Genomic DNA, 19,683 nt, shown 5'->3' with positions numbered 1-19,683 from the left:
GGTAGCAGAGGGTACGTATGAAACCGCAAATTGAAGTCATTCATGGCGATATTACGACGATGCACGTCGACGTGATCGTTAATGCGGCCAATCCATCACTGATGGGCGGGGGCGGTGTTGACGGCGCAATCCACCGGGCTGCAGGACCGCAGCTCCTTGAGGCCTGTAAAGCTGTGCGTCAGCAGCAGGGTGAATGTCCTCCGGGTCATGCGGTGATTACCCTCGCGGGAGATCTTCCTGCCAAAGCGGTGATTCACGCTGTGGGGCCTGTATGGCATGGCGGCGATCGGCATGAGGCGAGTATTCTGGAGGAGGCGTACCGCAACTGCCTGCGCCTGGCAGCGGATAACGGCTATAAGACGATGGCTTTTCCGGCTATCAGCACTGGGGTATACGGATATCCAAAACCTGCCGCTGCCACGATCGCGGTAGAGACCGTTTACCGATACCTCTCCCTCAAGCCGATGCCTGAGAAGGTGATTTTTGTCTGTTTCGACGAAGAAACCACGCACCTTTATCAGCGGCTTCTCACGCAGCGTGGGCAGGACGTAGAGAGCTAAAACAAACGCGGCGCACTGAGTGCGCCGCGTTTGTTTATGAGGCTTTAGCCTGCGGTTTTCCTGAAAAGAGGAAACGCAGGAGCGGGATCCGCAGATGGATTTCATAGAGCACGATGGCAATCCCAATCACAAAGACCAGTCCGGTAAAGAAACCCAGCGTGTTGGACGCAATATGTGGCGTGATATAAGCGCCGAAGAACAGCGTCAGCGGGTGGTGCACCAGGTAAATAAACAGTGACGCATTGACGAAGTAGGTCACGCGGCTGGACTTAAAGTTCAGCAAGCGGTGTCCCAGCGCGAAGACCACATTCACCATCCACAGACCCAGCAGCATGGTGATCACGCTTTCTGTTTCATACATCCAGCCATCGCCGCTGCCATAGCGCTGATTTAACAGATAGGCCGCAAACGCGATAGCGGCACCCAGAGCGCACCATGGCGACGGGGTGGTAAACAGCGATTTAAGTTTGGGATGAATAAATGCCAGCGCACCGGCTAAAAAGAAGGGGATGTAAAACAGCGACTGCATCACGACGAAATTGAACAGTCCGTCACTCAGTATCGGCGGATACACGATAAACAGCGTGCGTCTCACGGCCGCATAGGCGATACCCAGCAGCAAAAAGAGCAGAGACAGTTTACCCAGCGTAATATTGGCGAAGAAGGTATCGGCCTGGGTACTCAGGCGATGGCGCAGGCGGCTGAAAATGACCAGGCTGACCGTGGTGAGCACCACCAGGACCAGCAGGAACCACAGGTGAGACACCAGTTCCCAGACCAGGGTATTGTACTTTTCATACAGCGTCAGATTTGGCCAGTTCTCCGCCTTGCCTTTGACGTACTGCAACATAATAAACTGCGGCAACGTCAGCAGGGGAATGGCGGTCAACATCGGAATGCCCACACGCTCCACGCGCACTTTCCACCAGCGTTTTACCGGGTAGCGTAAGAACAGCATGTAGGAGAAATAGCCGGATATGACAAAAAACACCTGCATACGGAAGGCATGGATAAAGTCATTAAACAGCGTGAGCCACCAGGAAGGCATCTGGCTATTCACATGCCAGGTGTGGCTGGAGTAAATTAGTGAAATGTGAAAGGGGATCCCCAACAGCATCAGCCATGCCCGGATCGAGTCGAGGAAATATTCGCGTTCTACAGGTGTTGAGCTCATATAACTTTGTGCATTCTCAGACTTTTCGCCTTATCCCTAAGACTCATAATGGTTACATTCGAAGCCAACCCTACACCAAGACCGACACCCTGTCTCCAGGATAAGCACGCAAAGTGAAAAGCGGGTTCTTTCATTTGCTTAATCCATGAGCCAGCGAGCTGAACAAAGCAGTGATAATGTTGTCGGATTGCCTGAGTTTCCATTAAAATGGATCGGATCGATATAAGCACACAAAGGGGGAAGTGCTTACTTATTATGAAACATAAACCACAGATGATGAAAATGCGTTGGTTGGGTGCTGCAGTGGTGTTATCTCTGTATACCTCATCGGCACTGGCCTTTAACATCGACGATGTCGCAAAACAGGCAAAATCGATGGCAGGCAAGAGCTACGAAGCGCCAAAAAGTAACTTGCCCTCCGTTTTCCGCGACATGAAGTATGCGGACTATCAGCAGATCCAGTTCAACCATGATAAAGCGTACTGGAACAACATTAAAACCCCGTTCAAGCTTGAGTTTTATCATCAGGGAATGTACTTCGACACGCCTGTTGCCATTAATGAAGTGACGGCGACCGCGGTACGTAAAATCAAGTACAGCCCGGATTACTTCAATTTTGGCAATGTTCAGCACGATAAAGATACGGTTAAAGACCTGGGCTTCGCTGGCTTCAAGGTGCTTTACCCGATCAACAGCAAAGATAAAAACGACGAAATCGTCAGCATGCTCGGTGCCAGCTACTTCCGCGTGATCGGGGCAGGGCAGGTGTACGGGCTTTCTGCGCGTGGCCTCGCCATTGATACCGCGCTGCCATCAGGTGAAGAGTTCCCGCGTTTCCGCGAGTTCTGGATTGAACGTCCAAAACCAACCGACAAGCGCCTGACTATTTATGCACTGCTGGATTCCCCGCGTGCGACCGGTGCTTATCGCTTTGTGATTATGCCTGGCCGTGACACGGTCGTTGACGTGCAGTCCAAAGTTTACCTGCGCGATAAAGTCGGCAAACTGGGCGTTGCACCGCTGACGAGTATGTTCCTGTTTGGGCCGAATCAGCCGTCACCGGCGACGAACTTCCGCCCGGAACTGCACGATTCCAACGGTCTTTCTATTCATGCAGGTAATGGTGAGTGGATCTGGCGTCCGCTGAATAACCCGAAACATCTGGCTGTTAGCAGTTTTGCGATGGAAAACCCGCAAGGTTTCGGCCTCCTGCAGCGTGGCCGTCAGTTCTCCCGATTTGAAGATCTGGATGACCGCTATGACCTGCGCCCAAGCGCCTGGGTCACGCCGAAAGGTGACTGGGGTAAAGGTAAGGTTGAGCTGGTTGAAATTCCAACCAATGACGAAACCAACGATAACATCGTTGCTTACTGGACGCCGGATCAGCTGCCGGAAGCCGGTAAAGAGATGAACTTCAAATACACCATTACCTTTAGCCGCGACGAAGACAAACTGCATGCGCCGGATAACGCGTACGTCATGCAGACTCGCCGTTCTACGGGTGATGTGAAGCAGTCTAACCTGATCCGTCAGCCTGATGGCACCGTGGCCTTTGTTGTGGACTTCGCGGGCCAGGATATGAAAAAACTGTCCCCGGATACTGCCGTTGCCGCTCAGGCCAGCATCGGTGATAACGGTGAAATCGTTGAGAACACCGTACGCTATAACCCGGTAACGAAAGGCTGGCGTCTGACGCTGCGCGTGAAAGTGAAAGATCCGAAACAGACCACTGAAATGCGTGCTGCGCTGGTCAGTAACGATCAGCCGCTGAGTGAAACCTGGAGCTATCAGCTACCTGCCAATGAATAATACATCTGAATATATTGATGCCATGCCGCTGACGGACATTGAAAAAGCGGCGCTGCCTAAAAGCGACATCCGCGCGGTACATACCGCGCTGGATGGCGAACATCGTCCGTTTTCCCGTGACGATGATACGCCGCTGGGGTCAGTAAAGGCGCGTCTGGAGCAGGCATGGCCAGACTCGCTGGCAGAAGGGCAGTTGATTAAAGACGACGAAGGACGCGATCAGCTTCAGGCAATGCCGAAAGCCACGCGTTCCTCAATGTTCCCTGACCCGTGGCGCACCAACCCGGTTGGCCGCTTCTGGGATCGCCTGCGTGGGCGTGATGTTACGCCGCGCTATCTGTCGCGCCTGACGAAAGAAGAGCAGGCCTCCGAACAGAAATGGCGTACCGTGGGGACCATTCGTCGTTACATTCTGCTGTTACTGACGCTGGCGCAGACCGTGGTCGCTACCTGGTACATGAAAACCATTCTGCCTTACCAGGGCTGGGCACTTATCAACCCTGCAGACATGATGGGCCAGGATATATGGGTCTCCTTCATGCAGCTGCTGCCGTATATCCTGCAGAGCGGCATTCTTCTGCTGTTTGCCGTTCTCTTCTGCTGGGTGTCAGCCGGTTTCTGGACCGCGCTGATGGGCTTCCTGCAGCTGCTGATGGGGCGGGACAAATACAGCATTTCAGCCTCAACGGTCGGGGATGAACCCCTTAATCCTGAGCACCGTACGGCGCTGATCATGCCTATCTGTAACGAAGACGTTGACCGCGTATTTGCGGGTCTGCGTGCGACCTGGGAGTCCGTAAAGGCAACCGGTAACGCGGCGCATTTTGACGTCTATATCCTGAGTGACAGCTACAACCCGGACATTTGCGTTGCCGAGCAAAAAGCCTGGATGGAACTGATCGCGGAAGTGCAGGGTGAAGGCCAGATCTTCTACCGCCGTCGTCGTCGTCGCGTGAAGCGTAAAAGCGGAAACATCGATGACTTCTGCCGTCGCTGGGGGAATCAGTACAGCTACATGGTCGTGCTCGATGCTGACTCCGTAATGAGCGGCGACTGCCTGAGCGGTCTGGTGCGTCTGATGGAAGCCAACCCGAACGCGGGGATCATCCAGTCTTCGCCAAAAGCGTCCGGTATGGACACGCTTTATGCGCGCTGCCAGCAGTTTGCAACCCGCGTCTACGGGCCGCTCTTTACTGCCGGTCTGCACTTCTGGCAACTGGGTGAGTCTCACTACTGGGGTCACAACGCCATTATCCGCGTGAAGCCGTTCATTGAGCACTGTGCGCTGGCTCCGCTGCCGGGTGAAGGTTCGTTTGCGGGGTCTATTCTGTCGCACGACTTCGTGGAAGCGGCGTTGATGCGTCGTGCTGGCTGGGGCGTCTGGATCGCCTACGACCTGCCGGGATCTTACGAAGAGCTGCCGCCGAACCTGCTGGATGAACTCAAGCGTGACCGCCGCTGGTGTCACGGTAACCTGATGAACTTCCGCCTGTTCCTCGTAAAAGGGATGCACCCGGTTCACCGTGCTGTGTTCCTGACTGGCGTAATGTCTTATCTCTCCGCACCGCTGTGGTTTATGTTCCTTGCACTCTCTACTGCGCTACAGGTGGTGCATGCTCTGACGGAACCGCAATACTTCCTGCAACCGCGCCAGCTGTTCCCGGTGTGGCCGCAGTGGCGTCCGGAGCTGGCGATTGCGCTGTTTGCCTCCACCATGGTGCTGCTGTTCCTGCCTAAGCTGCTCAGTATCATTCTGATCTGGTGCAAAGGCTCGAAAGAGTACGGTGGTTTCTGCCGCGTGACGCTCTCGCTTCTTCTGGAAGTGCTGTTCTCGGTGCTGCTGGCGCCGGTGCGTATGCTGTTCCATACCGTGTTTGTGGTCAGCGCGTTCCTCGGCTGGGAAGTGGTCTGGAATTCTCCGCAGCGTGATGATGACTCCACGCCGTGGGGGGAAGCCTTCATGCGTCATGGCTCGCAGCTGCTGCTGGGTCTGGTATGGGCAGCAGGTATGGCCTGGCTGGATCTGCGCTTCCTGTTCTGGCTGGCACCGATTGTCTTCTCGCTGATCCTGTCACCGTTTGTGTCAGTGATTTCGAGCCGTTCAACGGTGGGGCTGCGTACCAAACGCTGGAAACTGTTCCTGATCCCGGAAGAGTATTCGCCGCCACAGGTGCTGGTGGATACCGACACGTATCTGGAGCAGAACCGCAAACGCTCGCTGGAAGATGGTTTTATGCACGCGGTGTTTAACCCGTCATTTAACGCTCTGGCGACGGCCATGGCGACAGCGCGTCACCGTGCAAGCCAGGTACTGGAGATTGCCCGCGATCGTCACGTTGAACAGGCGCTGAACGATACGCCGGAAAAACTCAACCGCGACCGTCGTCTGGTGCTGTTGAGCGATCCGGTTACGATGGCACGCCTTCACTACCGTGTGTGGTCTGCGCCGGAAAAATACTCTTCGTGGGTCAGCCACTATAAAGAGATTAAAATTAATCCACTCGCGCTGAAGGCGAAGTAAGCCTTCTGTGCCCGGCGGCGTTACGCTACCCGGCAAATAAAATACCGGCTGAAAAGCCGGTATTTTTTTAGAGGTCATTGATGAAAATAATCCTCGCCGTGATGATGGCGTGTTTACTCAGCGGCTGTGGCAGCATCATCAGCCGCACCATTCCAGGGCAAGGCCACGGTAATCAGTACTACCCCGGGGTAAAATGGGATGTACGTGACTCTGCGTGGCGCTATCTCACCGTGCTCGATTTACCGTTTTCACTGGTATTCGATACGCTATTGCTGCCGATCGACGCTCAGCACGGCCCTTATGAATAGGGGAAATTAACGCTCATCCCACTCATCGGCTGCGGTCTGTCCTTCTTCCGTATCCAGCGGCGGCTCGAGCTGAAATTCGCCCTCATCCCACTCGTGCAGGGTGTTTTCTTCAAGCCATTCCTGCCGTAGTTCGATTTCGTCATAGTCGCCATCAAAGACGGCCTGCGCACCTTCTCCGCTCAGGACCGGCAAACATTCTCCTTCCTCGCCATCATCAGCAAAGAATTCGGCCTGCCACATAATATCCCCGTCCTGCAGAACGTATTTCTGGATATTAAGTTGTTGCACGTCAGCATTTTCTTCCTCAACGCCAGGATTATCGGCGAGGAACTCTTCACGAGCGGCATCAATAGCTTCTTCCAGTGTGGCGTACATGGTCATTGGTGTCTCCCTGTTTTCCTGAAGGTTTCAGGGAAAGAATAGCTGAATATCGGGTTCTGCAAGTATGAATGCAAAAATAAGCTGTCACGCGTTCGTCTTATTAACGACCGGTCGTAAAGCCCTCGATAAACTGAACCACGAATAAATCGCATTAAACAGCACCACGCCCGCGGTGACGATAAACACGGCGCGGAAACCAAAACTGGCGGAAATTCCGGCTCCGACAAGCGGTCCGGTGACGTTGCCGATATCGCGAAATGACTGGTTATAGCTAAAAATGCGGCCGGCTATCTGGTTCGTTGAGTTGTAAACCAGCAGGGTCTGAACCGCGGGCAGTAACGCGCCGTCTGCCGCTCCCAGTAAGAAACGCAGCAAGCCAAGTTGCCACGGCGCTTGTACCATCGACATCGGAATGAGGAGCAGAACGGAAATCACCAGGGCGCATATCAGGATTTTTTCCGGGCCCACGCGGTCCCCCAGTTTTCCCAGCCTCGGGGCGCTGAGCAACGCTGCCACGCCGGGCACCGACGCGATAAGCCCGCTGATAAACGCAATATTACTGACGTCACCGGCCAGATCGCGAACGTAGAGCGTCAGAATAGGGGCAATCGACCCGGTTGCTACCTGAATAATCAGGGTCGTGACGAACAGGCTTAGCACCAGCCTGGGATTTTTAAGCGAGGTCAGCACATCCCGTGCGTGGAGCATCTCTTTTCGAGTGACCGGGGTGAAACGTTCACGGATACAGAGCAGCGTGACGATAAAGCAGAGAAATAGGACGCTGGCAGTAATGAAAAAGACCGGACGCAGGCCGTAGTTATCCGCCAGCAGTCCGCCTGCCAGCGGTCCCAGCAATGCGCCGCTCACGCCACCGGTGGAGAGCGTTCCGAGCGCCCAGCCGCTTTTGTGTCGCGGAATTTGGGTGGCGATGAGCGCATTTGCGTTAGGAATAAAGCCCCCCAGCAGCCCCAGTAACGCGCGCAAAATCAGAAATTGCCAGACGTTCTGCGCAAGGCCCATCAGCGCCATGATGATGGCCATCCCCAGTGCCGAACGCAGCAGCATGATCTTTCGTCCTTTGCGATCGGCAAGGCCACCCCAGAAGGGCGAAGCAATCGCGGAAAAGAGAAAGGTGATACTGAAGACCAGGCCAGACCACATATTGAGCGCACTGTGACCGGTGACGCCAAGTTGTTCAACGTAAAGCGGCAGGAAGGGCATCACCAGGCTAAACGCCGCACCGGTGAGAAAACAACCAAGCCACGCAACCGTGAGGTTACGCTTCCAGTTTATGGGGGCATCTGAGGGTGACATAACAATCCGCATAATGAGGTGCAGAGCACCATAGGCCTGAAGTAATAAGCCTGCTAAGTATGCGCCTGGGTTATGATCGCTGCAATGCGGAGGAGCTTTTAAAGCTAAATGAGCGTGCGGCCCTGATGGCCGCACGGAAAATTAATAGCGCGACGGCATACCCTCTGGCCGCGTTTTGAAGCGACGATGGAGCCACATATACTGCTCCGGCGCGAGCATGATGCATTTCTCAACCACTCTGTTCATCCAGCGAGCGGTCGTTTCCGCATCGTCCAGCGGCGGCGCGAGTTCCGGCTCGAGCATCATTAACTCGTAGCCTGAGCCATCCGGCTTGCGACGCGGGACAAACGGGACGATCGCGGCTTTGGACATTTTCGCCAGCATCCAGGTACCGGTGGTTGTGGCCGCCTCTTCAACGGCGAAGAACGGGACAAATACGCTGGATTGTGGGCCATAATCGTGGTCAGGGGCATACCAGATCACTTCACCTGATTTCAGCGCGCGGATCATCCCCTTCAGGTCTTTACGGTCGATCATACTTTTGTTGGAGCGCATACGACCATTGGTCTGGATTAAATCGATCACCGGGTTATCGTTAGGGCGATAAACACCAATACCGGGTGCCTGCATGCCAAACATACGCGCACCGATCTCCAGCGTCAGAAAATGCACGCCAATCAGCAGTACGCCTGTCTTATTGGCCTGAAGCGTATGCACAGGCTCCATACCTGTCCCGGTGACTTCACTCCAGCGGGCCATCCGTTTGTCTGGCCAGAACCATGCCATACCGGTTTCCATCAGCCCCATGCCAACGGATTCGAAATTCCTGGTAACCATCTCATGACGTTCCGCCTCGCTCATCTGCGGGAAGCACAGCTCAAGGTTGCGGTAGGCAATCCTGGCGCGGCGTTTCATGAATTTTTGACCAATACGGCCCACACATTTGCCCACACGGAAAATCACAGGGTAAGGGAGTTGGACCATCAGCCATAAAAAACCAATGCCAAGCCAGGTCAACCAATAGCGGGGATGCAAAAGGGCGACAGTAAATTTCGGTAACTGGGTCATGTCTTTCCTGTGTTCTAACGTCCTGTTTAGCTATTGTCTCATTTTTTGAGGCGTAGCCAAAATGTCTGTCTTCGAAACGTGTACGAATGCAGCAATTGATAAGTCTGACTAACTAGGGTGTGTGAAATGTAGCGTAAATTGTGTGGATGTAAATTGTCATTGTTTGCTATATGATGCCGACCGATTTTTCATTCTCTCTAACGATTGCAGGACTTGTACACCATGCCAGTGTTACACAACCGCGTTTCGAATGAGATGTTAAAGGCGCGTATGTTGGCTGAAACCGAACCGCGCACGACAATCTCATTCTACAAATACTTCACCATCAACGATCCACAAGCGACCCGCGATGCGCTTTATCAGGCCTTCACGACGCTGAATGTTTTCGGTCGCGTCTATCTTGCCCGTGAAGGCATCAATGCCCAGATCAGCGTACCGGAAAGCAAAGTAAACGCCTTCCGCGACCTGCTTTACGGGTTCGATCCGGCTCTCAACGGTGTACGCCTGAACATTGCCCTGGATGATGACGGTAAATCATTCTGGGTACTGCGCATGAAAGTGCGTGAACGCATTGTCGCGGACGGTATTGACGATCCGGCGTTTAACGCCGCTGATGTCGGGGAATACCTGAAAGCGGCGGAAGTGAATGCGATGCTGGACGATCCGGATGCGGTGTTCATCGATATGCGTAACCACTATGAGTATGAAGTGGGGCATTTCGAAAACGCGATGGAAATTCCGGCTGATACCTTCCGCGAGCAACTGCCAAAAGCGGTTGAGATGATGCAGGAACATAAAGATAAAAAGATCGTGATGTACTGTACCGGTGGGATCCGCTGTGAGAAGGCCAGCGCCTGGATGAAGCACAACGGGTTTAATAAGGTTTGGCACATTGAAGGCGGCATTATAGAGTACGCCCGCCGTGCCCGTGAGCAGGGTTTACCGGTGCGTTTTATCGGTAAGAACTTTGTCTTTGACGAACGAATGGGCGAGCGTATTTCAGAGGATGTGATTGCCCACTGTCACCAGTGCGGTACGCCGTGTGATACCCATACCAACTGCAAAAATGACGGATGTCATTTGCTGTTTATTCAGTGTCCGACCTGTGCCGAGAAATTTAACGGATGCTGCAGCGAACTGTGCAGTGAAGAGAGTATGCTGCCGGAAGAGGAGCAGCGCCGTCGTCGTGCAGGACGGGAAAACGGTAACAAGATTTTTAATAAATCCCGTGGCCGTCTGAACACCAAACTGGGTATTCCCGACCCTGAATAAGGCTGATGCCCGGCAGTGTGAAAGCCTGCCGGGCGTCGTTATTATGACTTCTGCTGAACGCCTTCAACGGAAATAATCAGTTCGACATCCTGAGAAGCCGGGCCCAAATCGGTAGTAATATTAAAGTCTTTCAGGTGAATTTTACCTGCGGCTTCAAATCCGGCACGTTTACCCCCCCACGGATCGTCACCCTGGCCCATTAATTTTGCATTCAGCGTAACCGGTTTTGTCACGCCGTTGAGCGTCAGGTTGCCGGTAATATCCAGCTTATCGCCATCTTTTTTCACTTCCGTGGAGGTGAAGGTAGCCTGTGGGAATTTAGACACGTTCAGGAATTCCGCACTGCGCAAATGTTTATCGCGTTCTGCATGATTGGTGTCGACACTGTTGGTATTAATGGTCACGTTGACTTTATCGGCGGCAGGATTTTTTTCGTCAAAGCTGAATGTGCCGTCAAAATCATTAAAGGTGCCATACAGCCAGCTATACCCGAGATGCTGAATACGGAAATTGACGAAAGCATGTTGGCCCTCTTTATCAATTTTATAGTCAGCAGCAACGGCTGAGCCGGTGGTAAATAACAGAGAACCCAGTGCGATACCCAGCAGGTGTTTTTTCATTTTAAGCTCCAGAGTCAACTGACGAGCGGCCAAGCATGCGCTTTAGCGTATCGTCTTTATCGATGAAATGATGTTTAAGGGCGGCAAGCCCGTGCAGCACGGACAGGATAACCACGCTCCATGCCAGCCAGAGGTGAATCACCCCGGCAATATCGGCCTGTGATCCCGCATCGGCAAGCGTTGCCGGGACATCAAAAATGCCAAAAACGCTTATTGGCTTACCCTCTGCTGTCGAGATGAGATAGCCGCTGATCAGAAGAGCGAAGAGCAGCGCATAAAGCGTAATATGCGCGGCAACAGCGCTGATACGGGTAAATTTACTGTGGGTCTTTGGCGCGGCAGGCGGCGGTGAAATGTGTCGCCAGATCACGCGAATAACCAGCCCCATCATCAGCAGCACGCCGATACTCTTATGCAGCTCCGGGGCCTGGTGATACCAGCCATCGTAATAGCTGAGCGTCACCATCCAGAGGCCAAGTCCGAACATGGCATAGACCGCAATAGCAAATATCCAGTGCAAGCTTATGGATATTATTCCATAGCGCCGGGAGGTGTTACGCAATTGCATCAGGATTACCATTATCAAATAAACAGAGCAGTAAAAATGAACGGGAAGGAATGATATTGCAACTGAAATAAGTCGATATTGATTTTTATTTTATTTATTTCAGCGGTTTTGAAAATGATCCGCAAAGGTAATTCAATGTCTTCGTGCAAGACTTAACAAAGGGCTAATTGAGGAATTGTTCTAACTTAAGTAAATATAAAGTAATGTCAATAAATGTCAGGCAGGCTTTCAGTAAAATACAATGTAAATAAAATCAATGATGGCCAGCAGCGCCCACAATAAGATATAGAGCATCAAATGCTCACGAATATTATTGATGAGAAAACCCACAACTTTGCGCATAGCGCCCCGCAAACCGTAACAAAAAGACGGGCTCCGGAACGTCCGAAGCCCGTGGTGGATTATCCGTTAAAACGTGAAAGAGAGAAGGGCGTCAGATCAAACTGCGGTGTAATACCCTGGGCAAACTGCGCGGCAATTTCACCCAGCACCGACGCGAACTTAAAGCCGTGACCGCTCAGACCGGTGATGAGCAATGTGTTCTCATGCCCGGGCAGCGTATCGATAATAAAGTCTTCGTCCGGGGTGTTGTCGTAGGTGCATGCCGCGCCATAGAGTAAGCCACCGACGCCCGGCAGAATATTTCGCAGGAACGAGAAGGCTTCAGAGCCATCCTGTGGGTAGGCGCCAAACGGTTTACGTTCTTCAGGAGAGGAGATAATTTGTCCCCCATTGTGTTTCCCGATTTTGAGCGCGTCTTTATCCGAAGGGAAGCCGTAGAACTGATCGCCGTTGGGTAACTCGCCGGTGAACGCCGGGAATTTATTCTGCGTACTGTAACGGCCATCAGACTGGAACCAGGAGAAGACCTTGCGCACCGGCTGTACGGGCAGGTCTGGCAGCAGACGGGTTACCCAGGTACCTGCACTGATGAGCAATCGGGAGGCCGTGTACTCTCCGTCCAGGGTTGTCACCGTGACGCCGTCAGCGTCATGTTTAATGGCCTCGACCGGGCAATTGAAAAGCTGGGCGCAGCCTGCTTTCGCGGCCAGCGCTATCCAGGTTTTTATTGCTGTTTCGCAATGCAACACCCCAGAATGGGCTTCAAAGAGACCAACATAATCGTCCGGGACGGTGATTTCCGGCCAGCGTGACATGATCCCCGCCGCGTCGAGCTTCTCAACGTCCAGGTTGAATGTCTTCGCGCTGCGTTCGACGCTGGCGAGAAAATCAGAGCGGGCAGGACCAAGGTTAATGATACCCGTGCGTTCGAAAATGCGTTCCTCAGTCTGTTTAGCCAGTTCGTCCCAGAGCGCTTGCGCGCGAAGTACCAGCGGGACATAGCGCTCGCCTTCACCATAGGCGTGACGAATGAGGCGAGTATCGCCATGATGGCTTCCCTCTGAATGAGGGGGAAGATGGGCATCTATCATCAGAACCTTGAGGCCAGCCTGGGTGGCATAATATCCGGCGGCAGAACCAACGGAGCCGCTACCAATAATAATCAGATCATATTTCATGGGCATCTCTTAAACTAACGCTTTGTTAGCAGAGTAATTAACATCGGGGGCTTATACAAGGGAGAAATAAATAAGGCACCCCAAGGGTGCCTGTAGAGTGAAAAGTGGGCTAAACGCTAATGCCGTTTATACTCATTTTCCTGGTAGTCGCCAGATTCTATTTTTGCGATGCCTGCTTCCAAAATAGAAATAAACTGACGGGCGACGTCTGTCGTAAGCCACAGCGTCTGTCCAACTTCCGCTTCTTCACGGTTCAGCTGATTTGGGGTCTGGTAGTGCAAACGCAGCATCAGTGCATCGTAGCTGTCTACGGTACTGATATCCCAGCCAACGAGTGGATGGGTCTGGATGACTTCGCTATTCTTTTCCATTATAACCCCCATAATGCGTGTTAGAAGACAACGACTTCGAGGTTCAATGCATGTTTTTCTGAAGCAACTTCAGTATACAAGTAATAAGGGTTCCTAAGGGAAAAATAAACAGCTAGCAACACATTTTTCTGCTTTTTAGGATTGTTCGAACAATAAAACACCATGTTGTTCACGATTTTTAAAGAAGTTGCCGAATTAATTTGAACTTTCTGGATTTTCAGGCGAAAAAAAAGCCGGGGCGACCCGGCAAAAAAACACAATGAGGGAGCAGTGTTAATCTGTGATGAACCAGTCGTCGGCGCTTTCCCACGTTTCCTGCAGGATTTCGGTGATACGCGCTTTATCTTCTTTCGCGCCGCCAATGACGGAGAGGTTGTTTGCGGCCGCGTAACGCACCGTTACGGCACCATCGTTTTCGGGAAAGGTGTTGTTAATACGACGGGATAATTCGCCTGCAAGTGCATCAAGCGCGCCGGCAGGCAGAACAGTAGTTTTGGCTATGGTGACTTCAATACGCATAAATGCCCCCTGTGTAATATACTGTGTATTTATACAGGTATATTATCGGTTTGACAACAAGGGGCACTGATTTTTTAGCGTTTTACCGTCCAGCGAACGGTTTCACCTGCCAGGAATGGGATCAGCGTGTCATCGGTCAGTGGAATGGCTTCCTCAACCTGGCTCTCTTCACGTTCCAGCTCAATGAAGGTCTCATTGACCGGCAGCCCATAAAAACGGGGGCCATTGAGTGAGCAGAACGCCTCGAAATGCGGCAGGGCATTCATCTCTTCAAACACGGTTGCATAGCTGGCGAGAGCAGTTGGGGCATTAAAGCAGCCCGCACAGCCGCAGCTTGCTTCTTTGCGATGACGCGCATGAGGTGCGGAATCCGTGCCCAGAAACGCGCGGGAGAAGCCGCTGGCAACCAGTTCGCGCAGCGCCTGCTGGTGAATGTTACGCTTGAGGATCGGCAGGCAGTACAGATGCGGACGTACACCGCCAACCAGCATGTGGTTACGGTTAAACATCAAATGCTGTGGCGTGATGGTGGCGGCGATAAGCTCGTTACCGTCGCGGACATACTCCGCGGCATCTTTGGTGGTGATGTGCTCGAAGACCACTTTGAGCGCGGGAAGGCGCTGACGCAGGGGCTCCATCACGGTGTCGATAAAACGGGCTTCACGGTCGAAGATGTCGATCTCGGCATGCGTGACTTCACCGTGAACCAGCAGCGGCATACCCAGTTTCTGCATGCGCTCCAGTACCGGCATGATGGCATCAATGCTGGTAACGCCGTGGCTGGAGTTGGTGGTGGCATTGGCCGGGTAAAGTTTCGCAGCGGTGAATACGCCTTCGTTAAACCCGCGCTCCACTTCGTTTGGATCCAGGGAATCGGTCAGGTAGCAGGTCATCAGCGGGGTGAAATCATGGCCCGCCGGGACGGCATCCAGAATGCGCTGGCGATACGCCATTGCGGCATCGACGGTGGTGACTGGTGGCACCAGGTTAGGCATGACAATCGCGCGGCCATAAATTTCGCTGGTATAAGGCACGACGGTTTTGAGCATATCGCCATCGCGCAGATGGATATGCCAGTCGTCAGGGCGGCGGATTTTAAGAACCTGGGGTTGTGCAGTCATGGAAGCTCCGGCTTGTCAGGAATCAGTCATTCGGATGGCTGTTTTTGCCGGACACAAATCATAAGCGGAAACGTTTTCGTTTGCACACTTTTCCGTAAAAAAAAGGGCGCCTCGGCGCCCTACGGGTTAATCAGTGAAGGGAATAATGATTTCTCCCGGTTTCACCTCTATCCCTTTAGCATACTTTTTCGCAAGCGCTTCACCCTTGCTCTTGTCTTCACTTAAGACATAGGCTGGCTGCTGATTAAAATAGTTACGCAGCGACTGATTCAGATAAGGCATCAGGGTTTGCAACACAGATTTCATCTTGTCCGGCGTGACTTCCGCATCGACGACTTCCATCTCCTGCAGGTAAATAGCCCCTTTCTCTTTGTTAAAGACCGGCAGCGCTTTCAGCTTCAGCTTGATATTGGCTTTCTGGTTGCCGAAGAGGGAGGTCATATCGAGGTTTGCATCCCCGTTCAGCGTCACTTTGTTTGGCTCTTCACGTCCTATCTGGCTGGTCAGGTTGCTGAGGACGATATGCGCATCGGCAAGCCCGGGCACGCCGATGTCTTTTGAAAAGTTGTTATGTTTTTCCAGCGCCTGATTAATTTCCTGTTCACTGACGGTGTATTGCGTAAGCTGGTTACAGCCTACCAGCAGACCGCTGACAATGAATGCAGCGGCAATGACAATTTTCTTCATAGTGTTCCTCAACGAAAAATCGGCGCTTCTGTCCTGTTACGTCAGTATGTCAGTGTGAAATGGCAGAAACCAGCAGAAAAAACTGAGAAGTGAGGCGGGAGCGACCTCCCGCCAGAGGGAAGGGCTATGCGCCCGGTTCGAGCATGCCGCTTGCGCTGCGCTTCTGGCTGAACTGCCACCAGAGGGCCAGCAGCGTCATAAAGCCCACCGCGCCGAGCATCATCCACGGCAGTTCCGGCTGATTCAGCGCTTTGCCTGCATCAAACAGCCAGCCGCCGCCGGCGTAACCCAAAGCCCCACCAAAGGCCAGACCGAGTCGGCTGAACCCCATATAGCTGCCGCGGGCACGCGCATCTGCAAGCGAGGCGCTCAGCGTCTCACGAGCCGGCTCGGCGATGATAGAGCCGATATAGAAGGTGCAAATCAGCGTAAACAGCTGCTGGAGAGAATTCACCAGACCGATGGGCATCATGCTCAGCGTCATTAAAAACAGCCCGGCCATCAGACGATGCTCCAGGCGAAAACGCCGTTCGCTCCAGCGGGCAATCGGATAGAGCAGCGTCAGCGAAAGCGCGGCTTCGATGGCGTACATCCATTTCACGGCGGCCGGGGTTCCCGCAATATCATTGACCATGATAGGCAGCATCAGCATCACCTGCACGGCAAGCATGTAGTAACCCGTCAGGGTCAATACGTAGGTGACAAAACGTTTGTCGTGCAGGACGCGGCCCAGCCCTTCGCGTACCGGCGCTTTCACCGTCGACAATTTCCATGCTGGCAGATACAGGCCATTAAAGAGGGCGCACAGAATAAAGAGCACCGCGCCAGCCGCGCAGACCAGACGGAAATCGTACTGCAGCAACCAGCTCCCCAGAAGCGCGCCAATTACCGCGCCCGCGCTGTCCTGCATCATCAAAATCGAGAAGAAACGTCCGCGGTGCTGCGGGCGAATTAACTTCACCACCAGCGCGGTACGCGGCGGGTCAAACAGGGTTCCGCCGATCCCGGAGAGAAAGCAGGAGAACCACAGAAGCCAGGGCTCATGGGCAACAGCCATCGTGGCAAAGCCTGCCGCACGAAGCAGCATACCGGTCACAATCATCGGTTTCGCGCCGAAGCGGTCAGCAATGGCGCCGCCAAACACCCCAAGGCCTTGCTGGACAAACTGGCGTAACCCCAACGCGATGCCAACCATCAGCGCCGCCCAGCCCATTTGATCGACAAAGCGGATCGAGATAAGAGGAAACACGACAAAAAAGCCGAGCACGACCAGCATGTTATCGACTAGCAGGAAATATTTACCCAGGCTCCTCGCCTGTGATACGCGGGACATTTTCCCTCCAGGGAAAACAGGATGGTGAGCACGCTAACATTCTGCGGGGTTACTGCGCGTTTTCCCACCCCTGGGCGTGACAATATTTTTTTATCAAAAGAGCGCTTTGATAGAGAGTTCTCATCGAAAAATGTGAAAAGAGGTCAAAATGGTATGTCACTGTTTTCACAGACGGCGCAGGCACAGGTATAGTAAAGCTAATGGGTCAGCAGAAGTGACGGGAAGGAGTGGTATCGATGTTTGGCTATCGCAGTAATGTGCCAAAAGTGCGTCTGACAACGGACAGGCTGGTCGTTCGTCTGGTGCATGAGCGTGATGCCTGGCGTCTGGCGGATTATTACGCCGAGAATCGCCAGTTTTTAAAACCCTGGGAACCCGTTCGGGATGAGAGCCATTGTTACCCATCCGGCTGGCAGGCGCGCCTCAGTATGATTGCGGAATTTCATAAGCAGGGAAGTGCGTTTTATTTTGCGCTGCTGGATCCTGAAGAAAAAGAGATCATCGGCATCGCCAACTTTTCAAACGTCGTGCGCGGATCGTTTCACGCCTGCTACCTCGGCTACTCCATCGGTCAGAAATGGCAGGGGCAGGGGCTGATGTATGAAGCATTAACGGTGGCGATCCGTTATATGCAACGCACGCAACATATCCATCGTATTATGGCGAACTATATGCCGCATAATCAGCGCAGCGGTAATTTGCTGGCGCGTTTAGGGTTTGAGAAAGAGGGTTACGCCAAAGACTATCTGCTGATAGATGGAGAATGGCGCGACCATGTCCTCACGGCATTAACCACCCGGGACTGGACAGCGGGTCGCTAAGGAGAAGAGATGAAATATCAGTTAAGCGGTGCAGAAGCGCGCGTCGTCGGATGCCTGCTGGAAAAACAGGTCACGACGCCGGAGCAATATCCGCTCTCTGTCAACGCCGTCATGATGGCCTGCAACCAAAAGACCAACCGCGAGCCGGTAATGAACCTCAGCGAGCATGACGTTCAGGATGTGCTGGATGAACTGGTGAAACGCCATTATCTGCGCACCGTCAGCGGCTTCGGAAACCGCGTCACCAAGTACGAACAACGTTTTTGTAATTCCGAATTCGGCGACCTGAAGTTGAGCGCCGCGGAAGTGGCGGTGATCACGACCCTTTTACTGCGCGGGGCACAGACTCCCGGCGAGCTGCGCACGCGGGCTTCCCGTATGCATGAGTTTGCGGATATGCAGGAAGTGGAACAAACCCTGGAAGGGCTTGCAACCCGCGAGGATGGCCCTTACGTGGTGCGTCTGGCACGCGAACCGGGCAAGCGTGAGAGCCGCTATATGCATCTCTTCAGTGGCGAGGTGGATACCGCGACGCTGGCGACGGAACAAGAGTCCACTGTTGTCAGCGGCAGCCTGACGGCGCGCGTGGACGCGCTGGAAGAGGAGGTCGCTGGGCTGAAACAGCGCCTGGACGCACTGCTGGCACATTTGGGAGACTAACAGTGAAAAAATTACGTGTAGGCGTGGTGGGGCTTGGCGGTATTGCGCAGAAAGCCTGGTTACCGGTATTAGGCGCGGCAACGGACTGGACGCTTCAGGGCGCGTGGTCACCTACCCGCGAGAAGGCTGAACGCATCTGCGCAACCTGGCGGATACCTTACGCCGCTTCGCTGTCGGATCTAGCCCGCGAGTGCGATGCGGTATTTGTGCATACCTCAACGGCAACACACTATCAGGTGGTCAGCGAACTGCTGAATGCCGGTGTTCACGTCTGTGTGGATAAGCCCCTGGCGGAGAACGTTCAGGATGCCGAGCGACTGATAGAGCTGGCGGCACGCAAGAACCTGACGCTGATGGTGGGCTTTAACCGCCGCTTCGCTCCGCTTTATCAGCAGCTGAAGGCACAGCCGGGCGCGCTGGCCTCCCTGAGGATGGATAAACACCGTACCGACAGCGTCGGGCCAAACGATCTGCGCTTTACGCTTCTCGATGATTATCTGCACGTGGTGGACACGGCGCTCTGGCTGACAAACGGCCAGGCTCAGCTGAAAAGCGGGACCCTGATGACCAACGATCTGGGCGAGATGGTCTACGCCGAGCACCACTTTGCGCTGGAACATCTGCAGGTGACCACCAGCATGCATCGTCGTGCGGGCAGTCAGCGGGAGTTTGTCCAGGCCGTCACTGACGGTGCGTTGTATGACATCACTGACATGCGGGAGTGGCGAGAAGAGAAGGGCAACGGTGTGGTCACGCTTCCGGCGCCGGGCTGGCAGAGCACTCTGGAGCAACGCGGCTTCGCGGGATGCGCCCGTCACTTCATTAGCTGCGTGCAAAATCAGACGGTTCCGGAAACCGCCGGTGAACAGGCCATCATGGCGCAACGCATCGTGGAACGGCTCTGGCGAGAGGCCATGAGTGAATAACCCTCTGTAACATCTGCCGATAGTAATTCCCTTAAATCCGGGTAGACTAAGCGCCGATTGTTGGTTTCGCCGGGAGGCTTTTCGCCTACCCGGCCTGCAAATCCGAAGGCCTGCGCAAGCGCAACGCCGT

Annotated in this window: 21 protein-coding genes; 8 read left to right on the top strand and 13 right to left on the bottom strand. The window is 53.7% G+C overall.

Translation table 11 applies throughout. The annotated features are described in order from the left end of the window. Positions 1 to 17 precede the first annotated feature (17 nt). On the top strand, positions 18 to 560 hold the full coding sequence (ymdB, locus tag AM410_RS22090) for an O-acetyl-ADP-ribose deacetylase (RefSeq protein ID WP_014169527.1): 543 nt from the start codon (positions 18 to 20) through the stop codon (positions 558 to 560). 34 nt (positions 561 to 594) lie between these two features. Here the strand turns inward: ymdB and mdoC are convergent, their stop codons facing one another. Then, positions 595 to 1,734, bottom strand: coding sequence for a glucans biosynthesis protein MdoC (mdoC, locus tag AM410_RS22085; RefSeq protein ID WP_014169528.1), 1,140 nt, complete (start codon positions 1,732 to 1,734; stop codon positions 595 to 597). A gap of 255 nt (positions 1,735 to 1,989) precedes the next feature. On the opposite strand from mdoC, the gene mdoG reads away from it, so the two are divergent. The 3 genes from mdoG to AM410_RS22065 all read left to right on the top strand — a co-directional run bounded on the left by mdoG (position 1,990) and on the right by AM410_RS22065 (position 6,372). Further along, the gene (mdoG, locus tag AM410_RS22075) at positions 1,990 to 3,543 is read left to right on the top strand and encodes a glucans biosynthesis protein MdoG (RefSeq protein WP_025204472.1); all 1,554 of its coding nucleotides are present in this window, start codon (positions 1,990 to 1,992) and stop codon (positions 3,541 to 3,543) included. Beyond that, the gene (gene mdoH / locus AM410_RS22070) at positions 3,536 to 6,064 is read left to right on the top strand and encodes a glucans biosynthesis glucosyltransferase MdoH (RefSeq protein ID WP_032681268.1); all 2,529 of its coding nucleotides are present in this window, start codon (positions 3,536 to 3,538) and stop codon (positions 6,062 to 6,064) included. Before mdoG ends, mdoH begins: the two co-directional genes overlap by 8 nt. An 80-nt stretch (positions 6,065 to 6,144) precedes the next feature. Further along, a complete protein-coding gene (locus tag AM410_RS22065; RefSeq protein ID WP_020884695.1) occupies positions 6,145 to 6,372 on the top strand; it encodes a YceK/YidQ family lipoprotein in 228 nt (75 codons plus the stop codon). 6 nt (positions 6,373 to 6,378) lie between these two features. Here the strand turns inward: AM410_RS22065 and AM410_RS22060 are convergent, their stop codons facing one another. The 3 genes from AM410_RS22060 to AM410_RS22050 all read right to left on the bottom strand — a co-directional run bounded on the left by AM410_RS22060 (position 6,379) and on the right by AM410_RS22050 (position 9,135). Next, positions 6,379 to 6,753, bottom strand: a complete 375-nt coding sequence (locus AM410_RS22060; protein ID WP_020884694.1) for a MysB family protein — start codon at positions 6,751 to 6,753, stop codon at positions 6,379 to 6,381. 84 nt (positions 6,754 to 6,837) lie between these two features. Then, positions 6,838 to 8,067, bottom strand: coding sequence for a multidrug efflux MFS transporter MdtG (gene mdtG, locus AM410_RS22055; RefSeq protein ID WP_020884693.1), 1,230 nt, complete (start codon positions 8,065 to 8,067; stop codon positions 6,838 to 6,840). A gap of 141 nt (positions 8,068 to 8,208) precedes the next feature. Beyond that, positions 8,209 to 9,135, bottom strand: a complete 927-nt coding sequence (locus AM410_RS22050; RefSeq protein ID WP_014169534.1) for a Kdo(2)-lipid IV(A) acyltransferase — start codon at positions 9,133 to 9,135, stop codon at positions 8,209 to 8,211. A 222-nt stretch (positions 9,136 to 9,357) separates the two neighbouring features. Between AM410_RS22050 and trhO the strand changes: the two genes are divergently transcribed. Further along, positions 9,358 to 10,407 carry an oxygen-dependent tRNA uridine(34) hydroxylase TrhO gene (gene trhO / locus AM410_RS22045; RefSeq protein ID WP_032677865.1) on the top strand — a complete coding sequence of 350 codons (1,050 nt, stop codon included), beginning with the start codon at positions 9,358 to 9,360 and terminating at the stop codon, positions 10,405 to 10,407. Positions 10,408 to 10,448: 41 nt separating this feature from the next. Here trhO and AM410_RS22040 read toward each other — a convergent pair whose 3' ends face one another. The 9 genes from AM410_RS22040 to mdtH all read right to left on the bottom strand — a co-directional run bounded on the left by AM410_RS22040 (position 10,449) and on the right by mdtH (position 17,146). Then, positions 10,449 to 11,027 carry a YceI family protein gene (locus AM410_RS22040; protein ID WP_020884691.1) on the bottom strand — a complete coding sequence of 193 codons (579 nt, stop codon included), beginning with the start codon at positions 11,025 to 11,027 and terminating at the stop codon, positions 10,449 to 10,451. 1 nt (position 11,028) lies between these two features. Further along, positions 11,029 to 11,595: a cytochrome b gene (locus AM410_RS22035; protein ID WP_032670551.1), complete on the bottom strand. Its 567-nt coding sequence runs from the start codon at positions 11,593 to 11,595 to the stop codon at positions 11,029 to 11,031. 228 nt (positions 11,596 to 11,823) lie between these two features. Beyond that, complete coding sequence (locus AM410_RS22030) at positions 11,824 to 11,937, bottom strand: DUF2770 family protein (protein ID WP_032670549.1); 114 nt, start codon at positions 11,935 to 11,937, stop codon at positions 11,824 to 11,826. Positions 11,938 to 11,996: 59 nt separating this feature from the next. Then, entirely contained in the window at positions 11,997 to 13,115 is a 1,119-nt protein-coding gene (gene solA / locus AM410_RS22025) for an N-methyl-L-tryptophan oxidase (RefSeq protein ID WP_020884688.1), read from the bottom strand. Between the two features lie 116 nt (positions 13,116 to 13,231). After that, on the bottom strand, positions 13,232 to 13,486 hold the full coding sequence (bssS, locus tag AM410_RS22020) for a biofilm formation regulator BssS (protein ID WP_008500827.1): 255 nt from the start codon (positions 13,484 to 13,486) through the stop codon (positions 13,232 to 13,234). A gap of 273 nt (positions 13,487 to 13,759) precedes the next feature. Further along, complete coding sequence (dinI, locus tag AM410_RS22015) at positions 13,760 to 14,005, bottom strand: DNA damage-inducible protein I (RefSeq protein ID WP_020884687.1); 246 nt, start codon at positions 14,003 to 14,005, stop codon at positions 13,760 to 13,762. A gap of 74 nt (positions 14,006 to 14,079) precedes the next feature. Then, entirely contained in the window at positions 14,080 to 15,126 is a 1,047-nt protein-coding gene (gene pyrC, locus AM410_RS22010; RefSeq protein WP_063214596.1) for a dihydroorotase, read from the bottom strand. Positions 15,127 to 15,252: 126 nt separating this feature from the next. After that, a complete protein-coding gene (locus tag AM410_RS22005) occupies positions 15,253 to 15,813 on the bottom strand; it encodes a lipoprotein (protein ID WP_020884685.1) in 561 nt (186 codons plus the stop codon). Positions 15,814 to 15,937: 124 nt separating this feature from the next. Beyond that, on the bottom strand, positions 15,938 to 17,146 hold the full coding sequence (mdtH, locus tag AM410_RS22000) for a multidrug efflux MFS transporter MdtH (RefSeq protein WP_014169547.1): 1,209 nt from the start codon (positions 17,144 to 17,146) through the stop codon (positions 15,938 to 15,940). A 236-nt stretch (positions 17,147 to 17,382) separates the two neighbouring features. Between mdtH and rimJ the strand changes: the two genes are divergently transcribed. The 3 genes from rimJ to AM410_RS21985 are packed head-to-tail and all read left to right on the top strand — an operon-like array spanning position 17,383 to position 19,553. Next, positions 17,383 to 17,967 (top strand): ribosomal protein S5-alanine N-acetyltransferase, encoded by a 585-nt coding sequence (gene rimJ / locus AM410_RS21995; protein ID WP_013097146.1) that lies wholly within the window; start codon positions 17,383 to 17,385, stop codon positions 17,965 to 17,967. A 9-nt stretch (positions 17,968 to 17,976) separates the two neighbouring features. Then, positions 17,977 to 18,627: a YceH family protein gene (locus tag AM410_RS21990; RefSeq protein WP_020884684.1), complete on the top strand. Its 651-nt coding sequence runs from the start codon at positions 17,977 to 17,979 to the stop codon at positions 18,625 to 18,627. Positions 18,628 to 18,629: 2 nt separating this feature from the next. Continuing rightward, a complete protein-coding gene (locus AM410_RS21985) occupies positions 18,630 to 19,553 on the top strand; it encodes a Gfo/Idh/MocA family protein (RefSeq protein WP_025204464.1) in 924 nt (307 codons plus the stop codon). The last annotated feature ends 130 nt before the right edge of the window (positions 19,554 to 19,683 follow it).

This window comes from Enterobacter cloacae complex sp. FDA-CDC-AR_0164, from assembly GCF_003071645.1.
In the GTDB taxonomy this organism is placed as follows: Bacteria; Pseudomonadota; Gammaproteobacteria; order Enterobacterales; family Enterobacteriaceae; genus Enterobacter; species Enterobacter ludwigii.
The sequence above is the reverse complement of the archived record's forward strand: the minus strand, read 5'-3'. Positions and strand labels throughout refer to the sequence as shown.